The organism is Fictibacillus sp. 5RED26, assembly GCF_015903895.1.
GTDB classification, from domain to species: domain Bacteria; phylum Bacillota; class Bacilli; order Bacillales; family Fictibacillaceae; genus Fictibacillus; species Fictibacillus phosphorivorans.
In genome coordinates this window covers 1,382,936-1,401,762 of record NZ_JACZDU010000001.1, presented here as the reverse complement: position 1 = coordinate 1,401,762, position 18,827 = coordinate 1,382,936, and the positions used below count along the sequence as shown (strand labels likewise).

Here is an 18,827-nt window from a genome sequence, read left to right as displayed (position 1 = left end):
ATTAAAAATTTCTAATAAATTATTTATATGAAAATCAATTCCTTCCATAGTATTATTAGGTATGAAAGGAATGTGATTGAATTGGATGAAAGAGTGTTAAAAAATTTATTTAAAAAGATAGAACAGACAGAAGAATTTAAAACCGTAAATCCACTAATAACTGATGTGTTTTATACTTTATATATGAGATATAAAAGAACTTTTTCCGCAATATTTGTTATAAAAAACTCAAGTGATAAAGACGTTACATATACTGAAAGTCTCCCGCTTTATAGGGTACTTTTAGAAACCTTGTTTCATTTTTCATACGTAATATCCGAATTAGACTCACCTGAAGAAATTCAAAAGGGATATGAAGCATTAACAAAAAACTCTCATAAAAGAATTGCTTCAAAACAAAGGAACCTTCAAAACAAAGGTAAGATTGTAAATGACTTTCTAAGTTCTGTTGAAGAGGATTTTAAATTACCAAAAGAATATAGTTTTTTAGATGACCCCTTAAAATTAGCTAACAAAACAGGGAAAATTGATGTATTTAGAAATCAGTATACCGTACTGAATTCATTTGTTCATTTTAACCCAAGTACTTTTATAAACTATGGTGAATTTGAAAATGGAAAGTTTAAATATAATCTCAAACCAAGCTTTGATGAAAACACTATTTACAGACAAGTGTTTGCTTTAACTGTCGCAATGATTATAGAACTTATTTCTTTCTTAAAAGTAGCCGAGTTAGATAACGAAGTTGAAGTTATAGTTAAACAAGTTTTGAAAAGCTATGAACCAGTTAACTAATGGCTATAAAAAAAGGAGAAAGGCAAATATGCCAATCTCCTGTTTATACTTCAACGTAATCTGCTTCAATAAACGTTATAACATCTTCTTCATCGTCAACTATATCAATCGTTATAAGTGTTGGTGCATTAATTTCATGTTTATTTACAAAGTGTCCTCCGAACTTCCCAAGCAACTCAATGGCTTTAACCTTGTCCGCTAAACGTGGTTTAACATGAACTATTTTACCAGACTTAAAATCATAAACTTCTTCTTTGTATTCATCCGAAAGCATGTTATTAAGTTCTTTCTGAAGTTGAACTGCACTCCTAACCGTATCAACTGCAACAACCTTCATTAAGCTTTCTATCTCCCCTATTACAAGTTCATTTTTCATATATCCGTAAGCTGTCTTGTTTGATACTCCAATTTGTTCTGCTGTAGCTTGTATGTTACCCTTATTGGCAATATAAGTAACGGCAAAGGACTTCATTTTATCCGTTAATGATTTCTTCCTAGCCATATCTAAAATCTCCCCAAGTATTTTCTATTACCGTTTTCCTCAAACTTATAAATGTAGCCTGAAGCACACTCTTTATCGACTATATAAGACTGTCTAAAACGTCTTGTAGCATTTGTGATAATGTCCTGAAGGGTAACTTCTAATTCAAACTGGTAATGGATAATGTAATCAGTATTTTTTCGGAACTCTATAATATACATAAGTTTCTTCTTCACCGTCTTCCCAAATGATTGTATTCTCTAACAGTTTTCCAGTTCTAAGGTTTCCTGAAAGTCTTCGCTGCTTTTCAATTAATGATTCTTTGTCCTTAACTTTTAGAAATATATTTTCTTTGTTATAAACGTTATTAGTTATCATTTTGAAGACCTCCTATTACCGATTAAAAGTGTAGCTATTAGGCAAATTTTCTATAGTAATTCGGTAAGCAATAGTTAACCCATCGGAATCTTTTTCTTCCTGTAAAAGTGTAGCTATAGCTTCGTTTTTTAACCTTTTAATGTGCTTTGGAATTGTTGTATAGATGTCCCATTGCTTAGTAATTGAATCATAGCGAATAACTGTTTCTTGTTCTTCAATGCTGTAATATGCCATTACTCAGTTACCTCCAATAGATTAGCGTTAATGTAATACCAACTATCCTCAAGTAATACGGCTTTGTGAAATACATCTTCTAAGTTAGTTCCGTTAAATACTTGTGAAGCTTTAGGCATGTTCTTGTGTCGCACTTTTACAAAGACTTCACCATCTATATAGAAACATTTACGACTGTTACCGTTTGGAAGAACTATGCTTCCTGAATTATGATGATTAGGCTTAACATTCTTCCCACTCTCTGTAAGTGACCATTTTCCTTTTATCCAGTATCCGTTCATTGCTTTAGCTTTCATAATTCTTCCCCCTAAATGTATAAAAGGCATTTCCCGTTAAGGAAACACCTTTTTGTTAATGGTTTATTCTAATTCTTTTTTTACTGCTTCAATCTTCTCTTCAACGTTTCGTAAGTCTTCCTGAATCTTTCCTTTTTGGTATGCTTCCATGTCCGAACGGAAAGCGTTAAGTCTTGCTTTATTGTCTTCCAAAGCTGTAGTATACTTTCTTACTGCATCTGAAGCTTCTTCCCGTGTTAATCCCGATAAGTCAGGTTTTTGTGGAGTATCAGCTAGTAAAGCGAACTCTTCATATTTCATGTTTTCAGCAACCATTAAATCAATTGTATGTTCTGTCATTTTAGGATGATATAAACCATGTTCGAGTAGTTTGTACATTTTCTTATCTGTTTCAAATAGTTGAGTACGTTCATTGTTTGAAAGCTGTCCAAACTCTTTAACTGGGTCAACGTTTTTAATGTCACCAAAGTCTGTTGTACTTACAAGGAGTAACGTACCGTTTACATTCTTAAGTATAGTTTTGCTTCTATGTTCAGGTTTTCCAGTCATGATACGGGAAATCTCTGATTGAATCATTTCTTTTTGTCCCTTAAGCTGTTCTAATTCCTGTTTCTTTCCTTCAAAGTAAAGTTCTGCATCACGCATTGCCTTTTTAAATACTGGTGAGTTCATCATCATCTTGTATTGTTGTTCCATGTTTAGTTAGTCTCCTTTAATTGTGTAAGTTGTTCGTTAAGAATATCTATTAAGTAACGCTGTTCTTTAATTAGTGCGGACTGTTCCGCTAAGATGAAGTTAATTGTTTCAATGTGTTCCATTAACATTTGTAATCTTAGTTCCCGTTCTACAAACCTGCTGAAAAAATTCTAATTCACTAATCTCCTTTTAAGTTCTTCAGGAAGCTTATAGACATTCTTATCAGGTCTACCGTATTCATCCTTAGAACGTTCAATGGTGAAGAACTCTTTTTCTTCAAGTTTTGGTAGTAACTGTTTAACCGTATGGAAGTTAACCCCTGAAAGAAGTGAAATGTCCTTTCTTGACGGGTTGTTAATACCTTGTTTTTGTAGTGCCATAATTGTTGTTATAATCATTACTTCGCTTTTAGATAGTACTGTTAGTTTCATATTATTACTCTCCTTAGAATTGTTCCCAGTAGTCTGCATCGGCTTTAGCAATGTCAGCCATAGTGATTGATACTCTCTTCATTCCTTCTTTAAGACGCATCGCTGCTTCATAGTCGTATAAGTAGTAAGTGTTAGCTGATTGCTTCCCAGTAAACGGACAATGTTCTTTTTTAATGAAAAGAAGTTCATTTGCTTGAAGTTCCTCAACGTGACGTTTAACGGTTCTTAAGCTAACCCCTGTTTCTAAAGCTAACTCTTCAAATGTTAGTGAAACTGAGTTAAGGTGATTCATTCCGATTAAGCTTTGGGTTTTATATAATGTCTTTAAGACTTTTGATTTAACTGTTAATTGTAAGGCTTCCATGATGTTCTCTCCTATGGTGTAATCCCTATACTTATTAATAAAGTGATTGTGTTACAAATGCACAATGGTATTAAGAAATAATCCTTATACTTATTAATAAAGTGAGAACATCAGCTTTGCACAACGAATCGGGAAAGTTTTTTAATAAAGTTTTTGACACTCTGTACTCAATGGAAATGCTTAGAATCCTTGGGAGAGTAAGGATTTAGGGGGATAAGAGAAGTTTTATTTAATAAAGTTTTATATAAAAAGATAAAAAGAATTATTCTCCTTTCAGTCGAATTATTAATTACCTAACGGTATATCTTTCTTAAATAAGAACTACCGTCTATAGATATTAATAATCTGAAGTTACGAAGTAACGAAGATAATCTCTTTATCTTTTTAATTAATGTTAATAGTTAAGAGTTTTAGTAAAGTTTAAATTAACTCTTTACCCCCTTAACCTCTTGGTACATAAGGGTTTTGGGAGTTTTAAGGAATTACAGAGTGTCAAAAAGTTTGCAAATAAAAAAGAAGATTACCCAAGGAACTGGGCAACCTTCTCTTCTAATTAATCACGTATTTTAGCTTGTACTTCCGATAAACTAACAATGAAAAACACTTTATATGTAGTTCCATTACCTTCGGTTATCACCTTGTGAAACAGATACTCTGCTTTCCAAGTTTTTCGGTTATTACAAAATATCAATGTAGGTTCATCAATTTCACTAGCTTTTTCAAAACCCATAAGCATATGATTTATTTCAACGTTTGAAGCATATGTAGTTTCTCTTAACACTTCCTGTGAGTAGGTATTGATAAACTGTAATTTATACAAACTAAAACACCTCCTGTAAGATATTTCAATTATATCATTATTATGGAAGTGAAGGATGGCTAATTCCTTTCCCAAAAAGTTTTTCAAGTCTATGCTGAAGCATTTTATCTTCTTTGATTATCTCTTGATAATATAGATAGTTTTTAAAACCTTCATGAAAATTATTCAAACCCCAGCGGATATCAAATTTTCTTATATTTCCTTCAATGTGGTAACACCATCTCCATTGTTCTTCAGTAATCCTCCCAAAAGGAATTGGAAAAAAGTATTGGTTTTCATTAAAAGCATTTAAAAGGGTATCTTTAAACGCCTCTTGGTCAATATGATTTATTAAGAAAGAAAGTTCATCTAAATAAATTTCATTGAAAGTACGTGTCTCGTAACTTTCTTTAATTCGCATAATCAACTGTTTGTAATATTCGACTCTTAAAGCTTGATTTATTGAAATAATAATATTTCTTACTTTACCACTATCAACATGACCCGATGGAAAATCATTACCGTTATATCCTTTTTTAAAGTCAATACTACTTGAAATGTTTTTCTCAATCTTTGATAGAATTTCATCTTCACTAAATCCAAAATTTATAGATAAAACTTCACACCATGAAAACGCAGTTGAAATTTTTGAAATTATTTCTTGCAATGATTCATTTCCATTTAAATTATTTAGATACTTTCTACAATTTTCTATAACTAAAATTATCTCCTCTTGGGAAGAATAGAAATTTCTTGTAGAATCTTCATAATTATTTATTGATGCAATTAGATTGAGTAAATTTTCATTAGGATAAGAACCTGAGTCATACCATTTGAAAATATAATAAAAAATTTCTTTATTTCTACTATTATCAAGAGAATTTTTCAGAATATAATTAAGTGCATACTCGATATGACCTGATGGAGTTTCTTTGTAATAAGCTTTGTTGAATTTACTTTTTTCACTACCATCATCATCTACTAATACCAATTCACTTTTATGTTCAATTCTAAAAATTATAGTTGCCAAACACATTCTATAAATATCGTCTTTTGTAAATTTGTCTGTAAAATTATCTTCTCCGATAACACGAACTACTTCATTTATAAATAGCTTCGTCTTTTCAAATGTCCTCAAATTTTTGAACTTGAATTCTTTTGTATACTTTTCAATTACATTCCAAATTTGTTCACCCATTATTTCTATAGGTGCTTCACCTGCATATTCATCTATTGTATATGTCTTATCAATAGTTTTTTCTTTATAATTTTTAAAAATATCTTTATCCTTATCTTCAAGTTGGTCAGTATCTGCAAGGAGTACGGTTTTTATATTTTCTACTTTAGCAAAACTATCAATTAAACCTAATATTTCCTTAATATTAAGGTCATCATGCTTTCTTTCTAAATCATCAAAGATAATAATAAATGTGTCTTTCTTGTCTAACTCTTTATATAAAGTTTTATGCAGATTCCCTATAAGTGGAACTGAAATTGAAACTCCTGGAAGGCGAAAGTTAACATTCTTAAGCTTTTCTCTTAATTCCGTTGAAACTTTTTTCATTCCACTATTAGGCACATTTTCTAAAATCTGAAAATATATTTCTTGAATAATACTATCGATATCTTTTTTTCCAAATAAAGATACATAACATGCTTCGGAATGTCCTTCTTTAAAATCTAAAACATATTTTGTCTTACCTATCCCCCAAGTACCGTTTATTAGAATCCGTTGATAACTATAATCTTTAAATTGATTAAGTACCTTTATAATTTCATTAGCTTTCATAATAAACCTCCAAAACCAACTAAATTTTTCAGATATTTTTAAATTTTCGAGGATTATAGTAAGCCCCTACTAAATTCGTGTCTTTTATATATTTATTAGGATTCTGATTAATTGAATCTATATCATTAGAGTAAAAAAGCTTAATATGTTCATTAAATAACTTTTCATAGTTCTCCATCTCATAAAAGTGAAATTTCATTCTTTCTCTAGGAATACAGTTAAACATGTTGAATTTAGTTTCAATATAATTATAAGGCATCGTCCATTTGATGATTTGTTGGAAATAGTCACTAAAACTAATATCAAAATCAATTAATATGTCCTTGAATTCCTCTAGGTTGAATTTTCTTCTTGTTAACATCCTTGGCAGGAAGTAATTTTCATTTTCTGTATAAGACATCATGTAATATTCGTGTTCTCTACTAATTTCATCCGTATGCAAACTGCCTCTATGTTTTACATAGTTATATGTTTCTCTTACTTCTTGTGTTAAATCAGAATTAAAGAATTCGCTGATGTGTTCCTTAATATCATCCATCTTATTTATCCTTAACTTAAAATATAGCCTTTTTTCGGTACATAAAGTTGAGTATTTTTCAAACAGCTTTGGTTTTTCCATGAATAAATAAGAATTATCCCCCGTATAAAACCATAAAACTTGCCAAGACAAATCTATTGCATAATTATAATGGGCTAGGGCTGCTTGAAGGTATTTAGACCTTAAGAAGTTAATATGAATTTCATCATGTTCAGTAATTATTTGACCAAACTCTTCACATTCATAATCTGATAAGTATGAACGTGCACTAGCAAAAGTGTAGTAAACATCAATAATTTTATTTGCAGTATAAACAACATGAGGTTCAAAAGTTTCATAATGTTGTTCAAACGGTCTATATTCTGCCCATTTATGAATATCACAATGGTCTTCCAATTTATCTAAAATAAATATAAAAATACCCCCTTTAAATTACTTTACCAATATTTTACTTACTAAAATTTGGTTTGTATATAGCTATTAGAAAGATTGTATTTTACAAGTTGCAGTTTTAAATGTGAGAATATTGTATGTATCAATACCCCATCCACCTAACCGCTTCCAATTAATCCTACCCCTACCCTTTTCATAATCTTCCTTTCATTAACCGTTATTAGGATAATTCATAATAAAAGTGATTTGTAATAAGAGTGTTGTAAGCGGTATGTTAAGAGTTAATATAATAGTTGATGATAACCGTTATCCAATGGCTTTATGATATGTGTTTGTTATGTAAGGATAAGCTTATATATACCGTTAGAATACTACTGGAAAGGTTTCAGGAACGGGGATATATTAGAGGGTTATATAAAGCTTTCAGACAACTTATTTTCATACAATCTTATACAAAAACTTATTTTGGCAGAAGCTTCATTAAATGCCCGTAAGTATTCTTGGAAAGGTTTGTGTCAAGAGGTTATTTGTAACTTTAATCCTTGTATATGTAATTTGTTTTTAGTGGGTAGAATGACACCTTTATTTTAAATATTTCACCGCATTCAATTACTCTTAATCCCTTATGTAGCATAGGTTTAGTGGATTTCCTTATAATAATGTTACGGGTAATTCACTTCACTTTTTTTACCTATACAAAAGAAAAAGGCTACCCGTTTGGATAACCTTATTTCCATTCTATAATTAATTCAATTTCATCTGTTTCAAAATATCCGTCTTCATCAAAACCTTCCGTAACTCTCTTATAGTATATCTTTTCAATTAAGGTTTTAAGAATACGGTTTGTGTCTTCTTTATTATCAAAATTTAGCTTCCTAAGATTGCTTATTCTTTCTTGGATTCCTTCTTTGGTGTCTGAGAAAGTCGGTATATCTAACTTTTCTTCTAACTGCCTTTGTGAAGCTGTGAGAAACTTTACCTTTTCCTCATGCTTTAATTTCTCTTCCTTGAATTCAAATAATGTAAAGACTTCTTCGGTATAAGCTTCCTTAATCTTTTGGAATTTTTTATTCAGAACCGCTATCTCATTTTCAATCTTTTGTATCTCTTCTTTAATTAAATCATTTTGATTTATCTTGGGTTTTGTATTACTTTGAATTTTGTAAAATAACTCTTCTGTATAGTCCTCCATAAGACGGTTAAACTCTTCCAAAATAATCTCTTCTTTAGCACCACGCATACCACATTCACATTTCTTAACGACCATTTTGTCATTGTACATTCTAGCTTTAAGTTGGAATAAAGTCTTCCGACCACATTCCCCACAATAGACTAAATCTTTAAGAATGGTTCTTACCGTTCCTTTAGTTCTTGTTCTCTGTTCTCTGCTTCCTGCAAATCTACTCTTCATAGCTTCATTAGCTTTATAGAAAGTATCTTTATCAACAATAGCAGGAAAAGCGTCTGGAACTTCAACATCTTTAAATATAGAAGTGCCTATATAAGCCTTATTTAAAATCATATGCTTTACAGACCTTTGAGGAATCCCTACAACTTCAGAAATACGCTTTGCACCATAACCGTTAATAGCCAAGTCAAATATCTTCCTTACCTTCTCAGCATCTTGATTAGGCTTTAGAGTATACCTTCCGTTATTTGCTTTTACTTTATCGAATCCTAACGGATGTCTGCTTCCTACATAGTTACCTTGTAAAGCAACATCCCTTTTATTATCTCTCATCTTTTTAGTGATTCTTGAGTATTCCTCATGTGCAACTAAGCCTTCCATTGCATATATCATAAAGTCACTATCCGTATATGTTCTGTCAGGTGTAATAACTGGAATACCTGCTTTGTTGAACCTCTTCCATAAGTGCATGGCTGTTTCTAAGTCACGACTTAACCTATCCAATCCAGTCACAAGAACTGCATCATACAAAGATAGTTCATCTAACAGTTTTAGCAATGCTTCCCTGTCGCTTAACTCTGCTTGTCCTGATACAATTTCTTCATAAATAGTATACTTATATCCCTTTTCTTCACATACTCTAATTAGACGTTCCCTGTGATTCTGAAGGGTATCTATATTCTCACCTTTATCACGACTGATTCTTAAATACATTGCTACATTTTTAATTTCCATCAAAACCACCAAATTCACGGTAAGCTTGAAGTAAATCACGCTTTTCTAACCTAACTTCTTCTAAATCTAAATCAATTTCATCACGCTTATTCAGTAATTCTGTTCGTTTTAATTCTAGTTCTTTGATTCGCACTTTAATTTCCTCAATTGTCATGTGGTATAACCCCCTATGTCTGTCTAAACCCTATTGTAGCAAGGTTTTTTAATGGTGTCTATAAGGGCATTAAATGGTTTTTCTGGCCATCACCTGCAGTGGCGCTCATGGGTGCTGTGCTTCTTCCCGTTGCCATTCGAGTTGGTCTTCCTGCACTTGGCGTAGCCATGGCTATGAACCTGTTTGGCCATGGTATAGCTCTATCCGGAGATTTCATCATCCAGGCAGCACCCAAACTAACCGCTGATGCCGCAGGTTTGCCAGTAAGTGAAGTTATTTATGCGAGCTTCCCACTCGTGTTTGTTATGGGTCTTGTAACGACAGTAGCGGCTTTCTACTTTTTAAAGCGGGACTTGAAGTCTGGAAAGTTGAACGCAAATACAGGGCTTACTGCTAACCCAATAAAAAATTCAAATGAGCAGGAATTAAATTTGCTATCGAATAAGCAAAAACAATTCTTTGCTCTCTTTATCCCTGTCATGTTTGCACTGGATGTAGCCGCGATGTCCATTTTTAATCTTCAAGGTGGAGATGCAACTGCACTTATTGGCGGAACCTCTGTATTAATTCTGCTTTTAATTACGATGGTCAGCCATAAGAACAAAGGATTAGAGAAAACAACTTCTTATATGATTGATGGTTTCCAGTTTGGATTTAAAGTGTTTGGTCCAGTCATTCCGATCGCTGCCTTTTTTTATCTAGGTGATTCAGGGTTTGCTAAGATTATCGGTGATTTCCTTCCAAAGACATCTCACGGAATCGTTAACGATTTAGGTGTAGCACTTGCGTCAGTGGTCCCTTTAAGTAAAGAGGTAGGGGCAATAACACTAACTACTGTGGGGGCTATTACCGGCCTCGATGGCTCAGGATTTTCAGGAATTTCACTGGCAGGATCTGTCGCAAACATATTTGGAACCGCAATAGGAGCCGGAGCAGCCACATTAACAGCACTTGGTCAGATCTCGGCAATCTGGGTCGGCGGAGGTACACTCGTCCCTTGGGCGTTAATTCCAGCTGCTGCAATCTGCGGAGTTGATCCATTTGAACTTGCTAGAAGAAACATCAAACCTGTTTTTATCGGATTAGTTGTAACTACCATCGTGGCAATCTTTTTGATTTGATACGTAGAAAAAGAGGAGTGGGCTGGTTGCCTAGCAGGTTCTCTTTTGTAGGAGAAAATCGTATTTCGCAATTCGCAAGCCAATTAGCAGGTGAAATAGCACTATAATTGGATATGTAAATGATTAAAAACAACCAGATTTTGAACTGCACCCCAATTGTTAGACACCACTAACAATTGGGGTGCAGTTCATTTTTGTCTGGTCGTTTTCTTAAACCCTTATTCAATTAAAGCACCTGATTGCTGAAGATATAACCTCGCTTAATTAGGCAACTAGCAATTTTCTTTACTCACAGTTCTTCTTATTTCAGCATAGAGTTCATCAAGAGGTTGCGAGCCGTTGAGCTTTAATACAGGACTCTTTGATATTGTCATTTGATAGGATTGTTCTCCATATGTACCTGCCATCTTCTTATCTTCTTCTGACCAATAAGTTTTGCACCATTCTAGAAAATCATTTGTATACTCACCATTTTCATCTAGCCAGATTTGACTATTTCGTTCGATTTCTCTGTTCCTTAATCGTTGCATACGGACTTCTTCATCAAGTGAAAGAAAAACTAAAAGGTGACGGTTATTAAAGCCTTCTGGACACCACATAAAAACGGAACCCGATGCTATATAACTATCGTTAGAAAACATATCTCTTTGGTACATCTCAACCCGTTTCTCAATAGGATTATTTTCTAAAAAAGAATCATCTTTCCAAAGATAATTATCGGTATCTATCCACTTGATATCTTCCTTTTCACTGATATATTTTGCTAAAGTGCTTTTGCCAGTTCCTGATCCACCAATAATTTGGACTTTCATAAATATCCCCTCTCATACAGGTAGTTATATTTATCTCTCTGTATCAATTGATCAGTAATTCTCCTTAGGCTTTATTAACAGCTTTTTCAACACTCCTGCTCATTTGTTTAATAAATTCATTAAAAAGTGCGTTAATCCTTCTTGGATTAACGCACCCGATTGTTGAAGAAAAAGGTTAATCAGATGTTTAATTATAAATAAAATCTTTAGCTTGATGGTTGAATTTTTCCTTCACCATACATAAATCGCCCAATTATTTCAGGCTATCATTATGTATTTAAAAATGCACCCAGGTCGAAATAGAAGTAATTTTCACTTCTTCTTTAATGCATCCAATATTAAAAGTGTACACACGGTGATTGTTCCACAGAAGAACAAAATGGCGGCTATTAACATCATTAAGCCATTGTAAAAAGTACCAGCAGTAATTGGACCTTCCGAACCATTATCATAAATTGATGCGGAGAACATTATAATAACAAATCCAAGAATCATTACCACTAGACCGTATCCAATTTTTTTCAAAAAATCACCTCAAACATATTTAAGTCTTATATATATCCTTATTGGTTTCCTTCTACGTTTGTTAACTCAATAAAAAAGTGCAGATTTCCTTGTTGAAGAAATGCACCCGATTGTTGATGTTATGTGCTTTGTATTTCAGTTTTTATAACTAGACATTTTTTACATAAATAATAGTAAATGTTCATCTCACCGATTTGAAAATCGACAACTGAAATAAGTTCCGGATCACCAATATCTTGTGTTATTGAAGCAATGTACATCATTTCACATTTGCATCTCGGACACTCTAAATCATTAGGAACTTCCTCATACAAGGGTGCACCTAACAATCTACATACATATTGAGAACCAAATAAAGCAAATGCAGCATCATAATTGTCTTCATTTATTGGAACATCTTCATCTTTCATTTCAATTAATTTCACATTGGTTTCTGGAAGTGGTACAGGTAGTTGATCTTCCTCATCTTGAGCCCAATCTTCAGTATTCTCTTGACTCAATACTTGTGTAGTTCTCCCCTCATTACTTAATTGAAAATATTGAGGCTCCCACACCATCGCACAGTTTAGGCAAGAAACTAGTGGTAACATACTAATTCCATCCACTTTTAATACTGAAAGCTTTGGATCTTTCAAATCAAAACAAAATATTTGGTGCATTTTCTTTTCGCACAGTTTACAAACAGGTACTTCGTAATCTTGACCACCAAAATTATGTTTATACCTATCTATTCCTTCCATTACTCTATATCCTTTTATGTCTCTCCAGTGTTCTCCAAAAGGTTTCTGTTTCATATACATCCTCACTTATTAAAGTTAACTTCAAATGTATTAAATTCTTCATTTTATACATGGGTTCCTTCCTCAACAATCCTGCTACGTTTATTGAATAAGGACTGCAAACTATTAATCTTATTATTTATTCGATTTAGCAGTCGTCTAATCCTTTCACCGCAATAGGCAAGTCATTTAACAAGTAATTTAGTTTATCAAAACGCAGCGTGACAATAGCTATTGTCATCTTGCTAATACGTGTGAATTAGGGTACTAATGTTTTGTTATTAAAGTGGTGTAAATTTACCAAAACCCTTAAATATCATAGAAAAAACCGCAACGAATTTCGTTGCGATTTTTAATGCTTCTAAGGCTATATTGTTGCTTTTAAATTCTTTAATTAACTTCATTGAATGTTGATTGGAGTGGAAGGTGCGAGACTCCTACGGGACAGGCGGGCAGGTGAGACACTTAAAAGTGAAACGTACGAATGTGGCTCACCGCCTGCCCCGTGGAAAGCGAGCAGCCTGGAACGGAAATCAACCTTCCAAAAGCAACAAAGTTTACGAAAACAATCTTTCTAAACGATTTTGCTTTTGAATGTTTTTTTCTTCTTATGCAAGTTCATTTAAGTGAAACGTGGCGAGACTCCTATGGGACGAGCTGTCAGGTGGTGACACCTAATGGCGCAGAGCGGCAGGAGGCTCACCGTGCGCCCCATGGAAAGCGAGCTACCAGAAGCGAAAAATCAACTACTTTTAAAGAGTATCAATGAATACTTAATTATTTTTAAATGTCTCCTGAACAAAGTCCATAAATCGAATCATATCCTCTTTTGAAGCAAATCCAGCTTGAGCAGATTTATCATTTCCGCCGCCCTTACCTTTAAAAGAGCTAAGGTTTTCTTTAAAAAATGTTCCGCATGAAACATGAGACGAACCGTCATGCATGAAGATGATACGATTTTCTAATGTGGAAGCAAGTAAGATCAATAATGGTTCCTCACTCGCAATTTTTATAGCAAGTTCTTTTGTATCATTAAAGCTTTTTTCTTCAAAAACATGCATAAGTAGTCCTGCTTTTGCTTTTGAGATAAGTTCTTTACTTAGAAAATGATTGTTCTCCTCTTTTAGTCGTCTGTTCTCCAATTCTAATTCCTTTTGATTGTTCTCCCATTTTTCAAGACGGTTCATCACTTCATCTCGACCCGTATTAAACTTGCCTGAGATCATCGTAAGCAGTTTTAACGCTTCATTGTAGTCTACTAAAGCACGCTGACCACATTTAAAATACAATCGTGTGGCACCTTTTTGTTTTTCGGCTTTCAAAAGTTTGATGATTCCAATCTCAGCGGTTGAACGAACATGAGTACCGCCACATGCATTATGCTCAATACCTTCAATTTGAACAATTCGAATGTTCTCTTTCACTTTCGGCATTTTTAATAGCAGCAAATGTTGAAGCTCTTTATCAGAAACAAAGTATGTATGTACTGTTCTGTTTTTATAAATCTCCTGATTAACGGCTTTTTCAATGAAATCCATTTGATGTTGACTCAGTGTGTCTGTTTCAATATCAATCGTTGCGATTTCAGAACCTAAATGAAAACTAATGGTACGTGCTTGATATAAAGAGTAACAAACAGCAGATAATAGATGTTGTCCGGTATGATGCTGCATATGATCTAATCTTCTATCCCAGTCTAACTCACAGGTTACTGAGGAAGTTTCAGGCAGACTCCTCACCTTATGTATCACTTCTTCATTTTCGAGAAAAACATCGAGTACATCATTTCCGCCAATCGTACCTGTATCAAATGGCTGACCACCACCGGTTGGATAAAAAGCGGTACTTTCTAAGGTCACAAAAAATTCTCCGTTTTTCTCAAAAGTAGTTTTTACAGTTGTTTCCCAATTTGTTTTATATGGCGAAGAATAATATAATTTTTTAGTCATAACTGTTCATCCCTTCTTACTCATTATTCATAGTTTAACGAATTGAAGAGATGAATAAAACAAAAAGAAGAAAACCAAGATGGTTTCCTCCCTTAGAGATGGTGAAACATTTTAATATTTATTTGTAATCTGTATAAATGTGGATAGCATCTCGTAAAAATGCAGCGGTTCCTGGCTGTTCTTTATCATAATAGGCAGTGAAACGTTCGTCGTCCACATACATCTGCGCAAGATTCGCATGTGCTTCTTTGCTATATTCGTGCCAGTACAACATCAACCACTCCTTATGAAGCTCAGCTGCTTCTTGCGCTGAATCACCAGCAGGGTCTCCTGTTTTAAATGCTTCCGCAAGTACCGTGTGAATTTTCTCTGCAAGTTGTGTAGCTTTGTCATGCTCACTTTGAGTCATATTCAATACTTTTTTATTTGATTGATCAACAACTTGATCTCCATATTTATCACGGATTTCTTTACCGAATTTTTGTTCGTTTTCTTCAACCATCTGTTTTTTAAATCCTTCAAATTTCTCTTTATCTTTCATTGTTATTCTCCCTTCGTTCGCAGCGATCGTCTGCTCTACATTCAAAATGAGACGGTCTAACTGTTCTCGTTTGTTCAGGAGTTTTTCACGGTGTTCACGTAGTGCTTCGGCTGGTGAGAAGCTTTGCGATGTGATGATTTCTTTAATTTGATGAAGCGGGAGGTCGAGCTCTTTGTAAAACAAAATCTGCTGTAATCGATCCACCTCTGCTTTACCATATATTCGATATCCTGACGAGTTTATTCTTGCCGGCTTAAGAATATCTATCTCATCATAATATCTTAATGTTCTGGTGCTTACTCCTGCTAGTTGGCCAAGCTTTTGTATGGTGTATTCCAATGTGATCACCTCCTGACACATTTAACTCTACACCTTTACGCCACGTGAAGGTCAATGGGCTTTTCATTTATTTTTTTATTTTAATAAGAATATCACCATTACCTAAAAAATGGTAAAATGTAAAATGAGATTGGAGGTAAATGCCATGAAAAAAAGTAGTACGTGGTCACTGGTCTTTCTAATGTTAGGACTTTTAATTATATTTAATGGAGATTTAATAGGTTATTCTGAATGGAAGGTTCTAGGGGGATTTCTCATTATCCTGCTTGGGGCTATGCTATGTTTTACAGCATTTGATATTTATCATCACTTGGCATAGACCTTTTGAGATTATAAGATTAATTAGTTGGCTGAAAAACATCTCTTAATTTACAAACCGTTTATATAATAGTGAAAAACGCATATTATCTAATTAATATGCGTAATACTTTTTATGACATGTTAAACCTTTTTTTCGTCCTAAAAGCAGCAATTGTTGCAATTACGATTGCTCCAGCCGTATCTGCAAGTAAATCCACCATCGTGTCAAAATTCCCTCCGCCTTGTAAGGTCATTCCAAAGAATTGATCCATACTGAATTCATAGATCTCCCAAACCACCCCACCAAATACAGAAAAAGACAGAACAAATAAAAACACAAGCCAATAAGAAATTTCTTTCCTAGCTTCTTGGTGCGTCATCCTCTCATAAAGGGCAATGGCTACAAAAGCCAATAATGCTCCACTTAAAAGGTGTAAGAAGGTATCCCACCACCCTAACCGATAGAAATCTAAGATAGATCCTAAATACTGCGATGCAAATAAAAAAGCAAAGTATGATATCATAATAGGCATATTGAATTTAATCTTAGTGAATAGAATTAAACATAATGGAATTAGCCCGCAGAATATACCACCGAATGCCACCTGATAACTGTGTGTCTCACCTTTTGAAAAATAATAAAAACATAGGTAAGCCATAAATATGGCATAGGCAGTACTTATAATAAGTAGAATTTTTCGTTTCAAACTATTGTCACCTCACGAAATCAATCTCTCAAACAGTAATTGACTAAAACAACCTACAACTTTTCTTAAAATATCATTGATTAACAGGTTTAACCTTTTTAATGCGATATATACTTTCGTTTCTATCCAAATAAAAAAGACACAGAAATGTGCCTTAAGAAACCCTTTATTCATACTTATGCCTGTTACACTCACTCTATCTCTTTAATGAAAGCAATTAAACGATTCACTTCTTTAAAACCTACACTTTTATGAAAGTGATAACTCGTGTCATTGGACTGTTCAATATCAGAACCTATCTGACTGCAACCTTTTGTCTTTAACCAGCTTTCTCCTTTTTCTATTAATTTTTTTGATATGCCCTTCTTTCTATACTCTGGTTTTACATAAATGCCTTCAATAAACCCTGTTGGACTGTCTTTAGATCCTTCGACATAATCACTTCTAACGGAAATATGAATAAATGCAATGAGTTGAGCATGCATTAGATATACAATCACTTTATCCTTATCAGAATTTAGAAGTTGTTTGAATTCTTTTCTCAGATCAATGAATTCATTATCTGGCCATAATGCTAAAGCCAATTCAGTCAATGAATCAAGATCGTGTTCCTTTGCTTCTTTAATGTATTCCATATTCAACACTCCTGTTATATTTGTTAGACATTCTTCTTATTTCGACAAATGCACATGTGAAATCCTTCATTTTTTATAAAGCCCTATAAGAATAGTAAGCAACTTCTTTTCTTTTTTTCTCATATTGCATTATAGTCAAAGATAATTATAGGGTTATTTTGGAAAAGAGGAGTTTATGGTGAAGTATGCTATTAATCTATTCTTTTTTTTATAGAATAATTAATCTTCGCCATCCTGGTTCAAGTGCTGGATTTTCAATAAGTAGAGTAAGGATATCCATGGAGTGCCTTGTATTATGGATTGGTCTCATGATGGGTTGGCCAGTTTTTATTTTCACATTTTTTTATACTTTCATTCAAAGACCCATCTACCAAAGATCCTATTTGGTTTGTAAGAAGTGGATCGCAAAGTATATGCATAGATTTGAAGAAAAAAAGAAGTTTGTTAGTTTACACAAGCAAACATAAGAAGAAGGTTTTGCAATGAAATATAAACGTTTATATCAACAAAAAAGCTATCAACTCTTAGTAACATTGACAATTGCCTTTATTGGGGGCTTCATATTCAATGTACTCAATTGGCCGATCCCTTGGCTTTTAGGAACTATGACTGCCGTATTAATTGTGAACCAACTAAGTTGGACCCAGTTATACTGGCCAGTTTTTATAAGAAATACGGGTTTGATCATCGTAGGTTATTCAATCGGTTTAACGTTTACAAAAGATACGTTAAAACTTATGATTACTCACTTACCATCCATGGCATTCATGACGATCTTATTATTATTAATCTGTTCAGGGATGGCTTTTATAATATCTCGTACTACCTCGATCAATTTCCCGACTGCACTTACCAGTTCAATTCCTGGTGGTCTTTCACAAATTATTACTTTTGCAGAAGAGACTAAGGGAATTGATATTACAACCGTTACGTTTTTTCAAGTGACACGTCTCATCGTTATCATATTCGCTGTTCCCTTTCTGATTTTCAGTCCCATTTTTTCCTCAGGAAGTTCTGCTACTATTCCTGATGTGATCTCGGAAGGAACCTCTTCTGCCTTTTTTCCACAGATTATTCTATTTGGACTATTTTCAGTTGGAATGGCACTGTTAGGAAAAAAAATAAAACTACCTACAGCTTTTCTGCTTGGTCCAATTCTAGGAATTGCTGCTTTAAATATAGTTGGTTTCAAAGGACCTCCTCTTCCCGCTTCAATACTCGATGTTTCTCAATTTTTAATCGGGGGCTATATTGGATTATTATTGAAGCCTGAAAAGCTTAGAAAAAAAGCTAGTATGATTCCAATAGCCTTGATCAGCGGAATCATGTTGGTAAGTTTCGCACTTCTTCTAAGTTCTTTGCTGATGTATCAATTTAACTTTTCTTTCATTACTAGTTTCCTGAGTATGGCACCTGGTGGAGCTGATCAGATGGGGATTATCGGACATGAGCTGAAAGCGGATGTTACGATGATTACAGGTTATCAACTTTTCCGAATTCTTTTTATCTTTTTTGCAGTACCTCCTCTCTTAAAATGGGTATTGCGCGCTCACATGCATCATATGATCTCAAAAAATGATTAATATTTCACTTTATTAAAGACTTAAACATCCCATAGATGAATGATG

General features: G+C 33.6%; 20 protein-coding genes and 1 pseudogene. 3 read left to right on the top strand and 18 right to left on the bottom strand.

Annotation, left to right across the window (positions count from 1 at the left end; genetic code table 11):
* Positions 1–81 precede the first annotated feature (81 nt).
* Positions 82–795, top strand: a complete 714-nt coding sequence (locus IHV10_RS07315) for a DUF5677 domain-containing protein (protein ID WP_197127954.1) — start codon at positions 82–84, stop codon at positions 793–795.
* Between the two features lie 43 nt (positions 796–838).
* Here the strand turns inward: IHV10_RS07315 and IHV10_RS07310 are convergent, their stop codons facing one another.
* The 12 genes from IHV10_RS07310 to IHV10_RS07255 form a co-directional block, all read right to left on the bottom strand.
* Entirely contained in the window at positions 839–1,297 is a 459-nt protein-coding gene (locus tag IHV10_RS07310) for a terminase small subunit (RefSeq protein WP_197127953.1), read from the bottom strand.
* A gap of 168 nt (positions 1,298–1,465) precedes the next feature.
* Positions 1,466–1,654, bottom strand: a complete 189-nt coding sequence (locus IHV10_RS07305) for a hypothetical protein (RefSeq protein ID WP_197127952.1) — start codon at positions 1,652–1,654, stop codon at positions 1,466–1,468.
* A gap of 15 nt (positions 1,655–1,669) precedes the next feature.
* On the bottom strand, positions 1,670–1,888 hold the full coding sequence (locus tag IHV10_RS07300) for a hypothetical protein (protein ID WP_197127951.1): 219 nt from the start codon (positions 1,886–1,888) through the stop codon (positions 1,670–1,672).
* Complete coding sequence (locus IHV10_RS07295; protein WP_197127950.1) at positions 1,888–2,184, bottom strand: hypothetical protein; 297 nt, start codon at positions 2,182–2,184, stop codon at positions 1,888–1,890. The genes IHV10_RS07300 and IHV10_RS07295 overlap by 1 nt, the downstream gene beginning before the upstream one ends.
* A gap of 63 nt (positions 2,185–2,247) precedes the next feature.
* Positions 2,248–2,880, bottom strand: coding sequence for a hypothetical protein (locus IHV10_RS07290; protein WP_197127949.1), 633 nt, complete (start codon positions 2,878–2,880; stop codon positions 2,248–2,250).
* A 170-nt stretch (positions 2,881–3,050) separates the two neighbouring features.
* A complete protein-coding gene (locus IHV10_RS07285; protein ID WP_197127948.1) occupies positions 3,051–3,311 on the bottom strand; it encodes a hypothetical protein in 261 nt (86 codons plus the stop codon).
* Positions 3,312–3,324: 13 nt separating this feature from the next.
* Entirely contained in the window at positions 3,325–3,675 is a 351-nt protein-coding gene (locus IHV10_RS07280; protein ID WP_197127947.1) for an HTH domain-containing protein, read from the bottom strand.
* A 553-nt stretch (positions 3,676–4,228) separates the two neighbouring features.
* Positions 4,229–4,495 (bottom strand): hypothetical protein, encoded by a 267-nt coding sequence (locus tag IHV10_RS07275; protein ID WP_197127946.1) that lies wholly within the window; start codon positions 4,493–4,495, stop codon positions 4,229–4,231.
* Between the two features lie 40 nt (positions 4,496–4,535).
* Complete coding sequence (locus IHV10_RS07270; RefSeq protein ID WP_197127945.1) at positions 4,536–6,263, bottom strand: P-loop NTPase fold protein; 1,728 nt, start codon at positions 6,261–6,263, stop codon at positions 4,536–4,538.
* A 28-nt stretch (positions 6,264–6,291) separates the two neighbouring features.
* Positions 6,292–7,197 (bottom strand): hypothetical protein, encoded by a 906-nt coding sequence (locus IHV10_RS07265; RefSeq protein WP_197127944.1) that lies wholly within the window; start codon positions 7,195–7,197, stop codon positions 6,292–6,294.
* A gap of 724 nt (positions 7,198–7,921) precedes the next feature.
* Positions 7,922–9,337: a recombinase family protein gene (locus tag IHV10_RS07260; protein ID WP_197127943.1), complete on the bottom strand. Its 1,416-nt coding sequence runs from the start codon at positions 9,335–9,337 to the stop codon at positions 7,922–7,924.
* Positions 9,327–9,491 carry a hypothetical protein gene (locus IHV10_RS07255; RefSeq protein WP_197127942.1) on the bottom strand — a complete coding sequence of 55 codons (165 nt, stop codon included), beginning with the start codon at positions 9,489–9,491 and terminating at the stop codon, positions 9,327–9,329. Before IHV10_RS07255 ends, IHV10_RS07260 begins: the two co-directional genes overlap by 11 nt.
* Positions 9,492–9,559: 68 nt before the next feature.
* Between IHV10_RS07255 and IHV10_RS07250 the strand changes: the two are divergent.
* Positions 9,560–10,612, top strand: a pseudogene (locus tag IHV10_RS07250) (hypothetical protein); the annotation flags it as partial.
* A gap of 272 nt (positions 10,613–10,884) precedes the next feature.
* Here the strand turns inward: IHV10_RS07250 and IHV10_RS07245 are convergent.
* The 6 genes from IHV10_RS07245 to aac(6') all read right to left on the bottom strand — a co-directional run bounded on the left by IHV10_RS07245 (position 10,885) and on the right by aac(6') (position 17,199).
* Positions 10,885–11,424: an AAA family ATPase gene (locus tag IHV10_RS07245; protein WP_197127941.1), complete on the bottom strand. Its 540-nt coding sequence runs from the start codon at positions 11,422–11,424 to the stop codon at positions 10,885–10,887.
* A 644-nt stretch (positions 11,425–12,068) separates the two neighbouring features.
* On the bottom strand, positions 12,069–12,743 hold the full coding sequence (locus IHV10_RS07240; RefSeq protein WP_197127940.1) for a hypothetical protein: 675 nt from the start codon (positions 12,741–12,743) through the stop codon (positions 12,069–12,071).
* Positions 12,744–13,501: 758 nt separating this feature from the next.
* On the bottom strand, positions 13,502–14,677 hold the full coding sequence (locus tag IHV10_RS07235) for an alanyl-tRNA editing protein (protein WP_197127939.1): 1,176 nt from the start codon (positions 14,675–14,677) through the stop codon (positions 13,502–13,504).
* A 118-nt stretch (positions 14,678–14,795) separates the two neighbouring features.
* A complete protein-coding gene (locus IHV10_RS07230; protein WP_197127938.1) occupies positions 14,796–15,557 on the bottom strand; it encodes a MerR family transcriptional regulator in 762 nt (253 codons plus the stop codon).
* A gap of 431 nt (positions 15,558–15,988) precedes the next feature.
* Positions 15,989–16,564 (bottom strand): hypothetical protein, encoded by a 576-nt coding sequence (locus IHV10_RS07225; protein ID WP_197127937.1) that lies wholly within the window; start codon positions 16,562–16,564, stop codon positions 15,989–15,991.
* A 191-nt stretch (positions 16,565–16,755) separates the two neighbouring features.
* On the bottom strand, positions 16,756–17,199 hold the full coding sequence (gene aac(6') / locus IHV10_RS07220; protein ID WP_197127936.1) for an aminoglycoside 6'-N-acetyltransferase: 444 nt from the start codon (positions 17,197–17,199) through the stop codon (positions 16,756–16,758).
* Between the two features lie 482 nt (positions 17,200–17,681).
* Here aac(6') and IHV10_RS07215 point away from each other — a divergent pair, with 482 nt between their 5' ends.
* Complete coding sequence (locus tag IHV10_RS07215; RefSeq protein WP_197127935.1) at positions 17,682–18,782, top strand: AbrB family transcriptional regulator; 1,101 nt, start codon at positions 17,682–17,684, stop codon at positions 18,780–18,782.
* Positions 18,783–18,827 lie beyond the last annotated feature (45 nt).

Excerpts from the sequence above, each read along its gene's own strand:
- IHV10_RS07260 (WP_197127943.1), bottom strand. The coding sequence starts at position 9,337 with ATGGAAATTAAAAATGTAGCAATGTATTTAAGAATCAGTCGTGATAAA.
- IHV10_RS07255 (WP_197127942.1), bottom strand. The coding sequence starts at position 9,491 with ATGACAATTGAGGAAATTAAAGTGCGAATCAAAGAACTAGAATTAAAA.
- IHV10_RS07280 (WP_197127947.1), bottom strand. The coding sequence starts at position 3,675 with ATGGAAGCCTTACAATTAACAGTTAAATCAAAAGTCTTAAAGACATTA.
- IHV10_RS07215 (WP_197127935.1), top strand. The coding sequence starts at position 17,682 with ATGAAATATAAACGTTTATATCAACAAAAAAGCTATCAACTCTTAGTA.
- IHV10_RS07300 (WP_197127951.1), bottom strand. The coding sequence starts at position 1,888 with ATGGCATATTACAGCATTGAAGAACAAGAAACAGTTATTCGCTATGAT.
- IHV10_RS07240 (WP_197127940.1), bottom strand. The coding sequence starts at position 12,743 with ATGAAACAGAAACCTTTTGGAGAACACTGGAGAGACATAAAAGGATAT.
- IHV10_RS07245 (WP_197127941.1), bottom strand. The coding sequence starts at position 11,424 with ATGAAAGTCCAAATTATTGGTGGATCAGGAACTGGCAAAAGCACTTTA.
- IHV10_RS07270 (WP_197127945.1), bottom strand. The coding sequence starts at position 6,263 with ATGAAAGCTAATGAAATTATAAAGGTACTTAATCAATTTAAAGATTAT.
- IHV10_RS07235 (WP_197127939.1), bottom strand. The coding sequence starts at position 14,677 with ATGACTAAAAAATTATATTATTCTTCGCCATATAAAACAAATTGGGAA.
- IHV10_RS07305 (WP_197127952.1), bottom strand. The coding sequence starts at position 1,654 with ATGATAACTAATAACGTTTATAACAAAGAAAATATATTTCTAAAAGTT.
- IHV10_RS07285 (WP_197127948.1), bottom strand. The coding sequence starts at position 3,311 with ATGAAACTAACAGTACTATCTAAAAGCGAAGTAATGATTATAACAACA.
- IHV10_RS07295 (WP_197127950.1), bottom strand. The coding sequence starts at position 2,184 with ATGAAAGCTAAAGCAATGAACGGATACTGGATAAAAGGAAAATGGTCA.
- IHV10_RS07290 (WP_197127949.1), bottom strand. The coding sequence starts at position 2,880 with ATGGAACAACAATACAAGATGATGATGAACTCACCAGTATTTAAAAAG.
- IHV10_RS07310 (WP_197127953.1), bottom strand. The coding sequence starts at position 1,297 with ATGGCTAGGAAGAAATCATTAACGGATAAAATGAAGTCCTTTGCCGTT.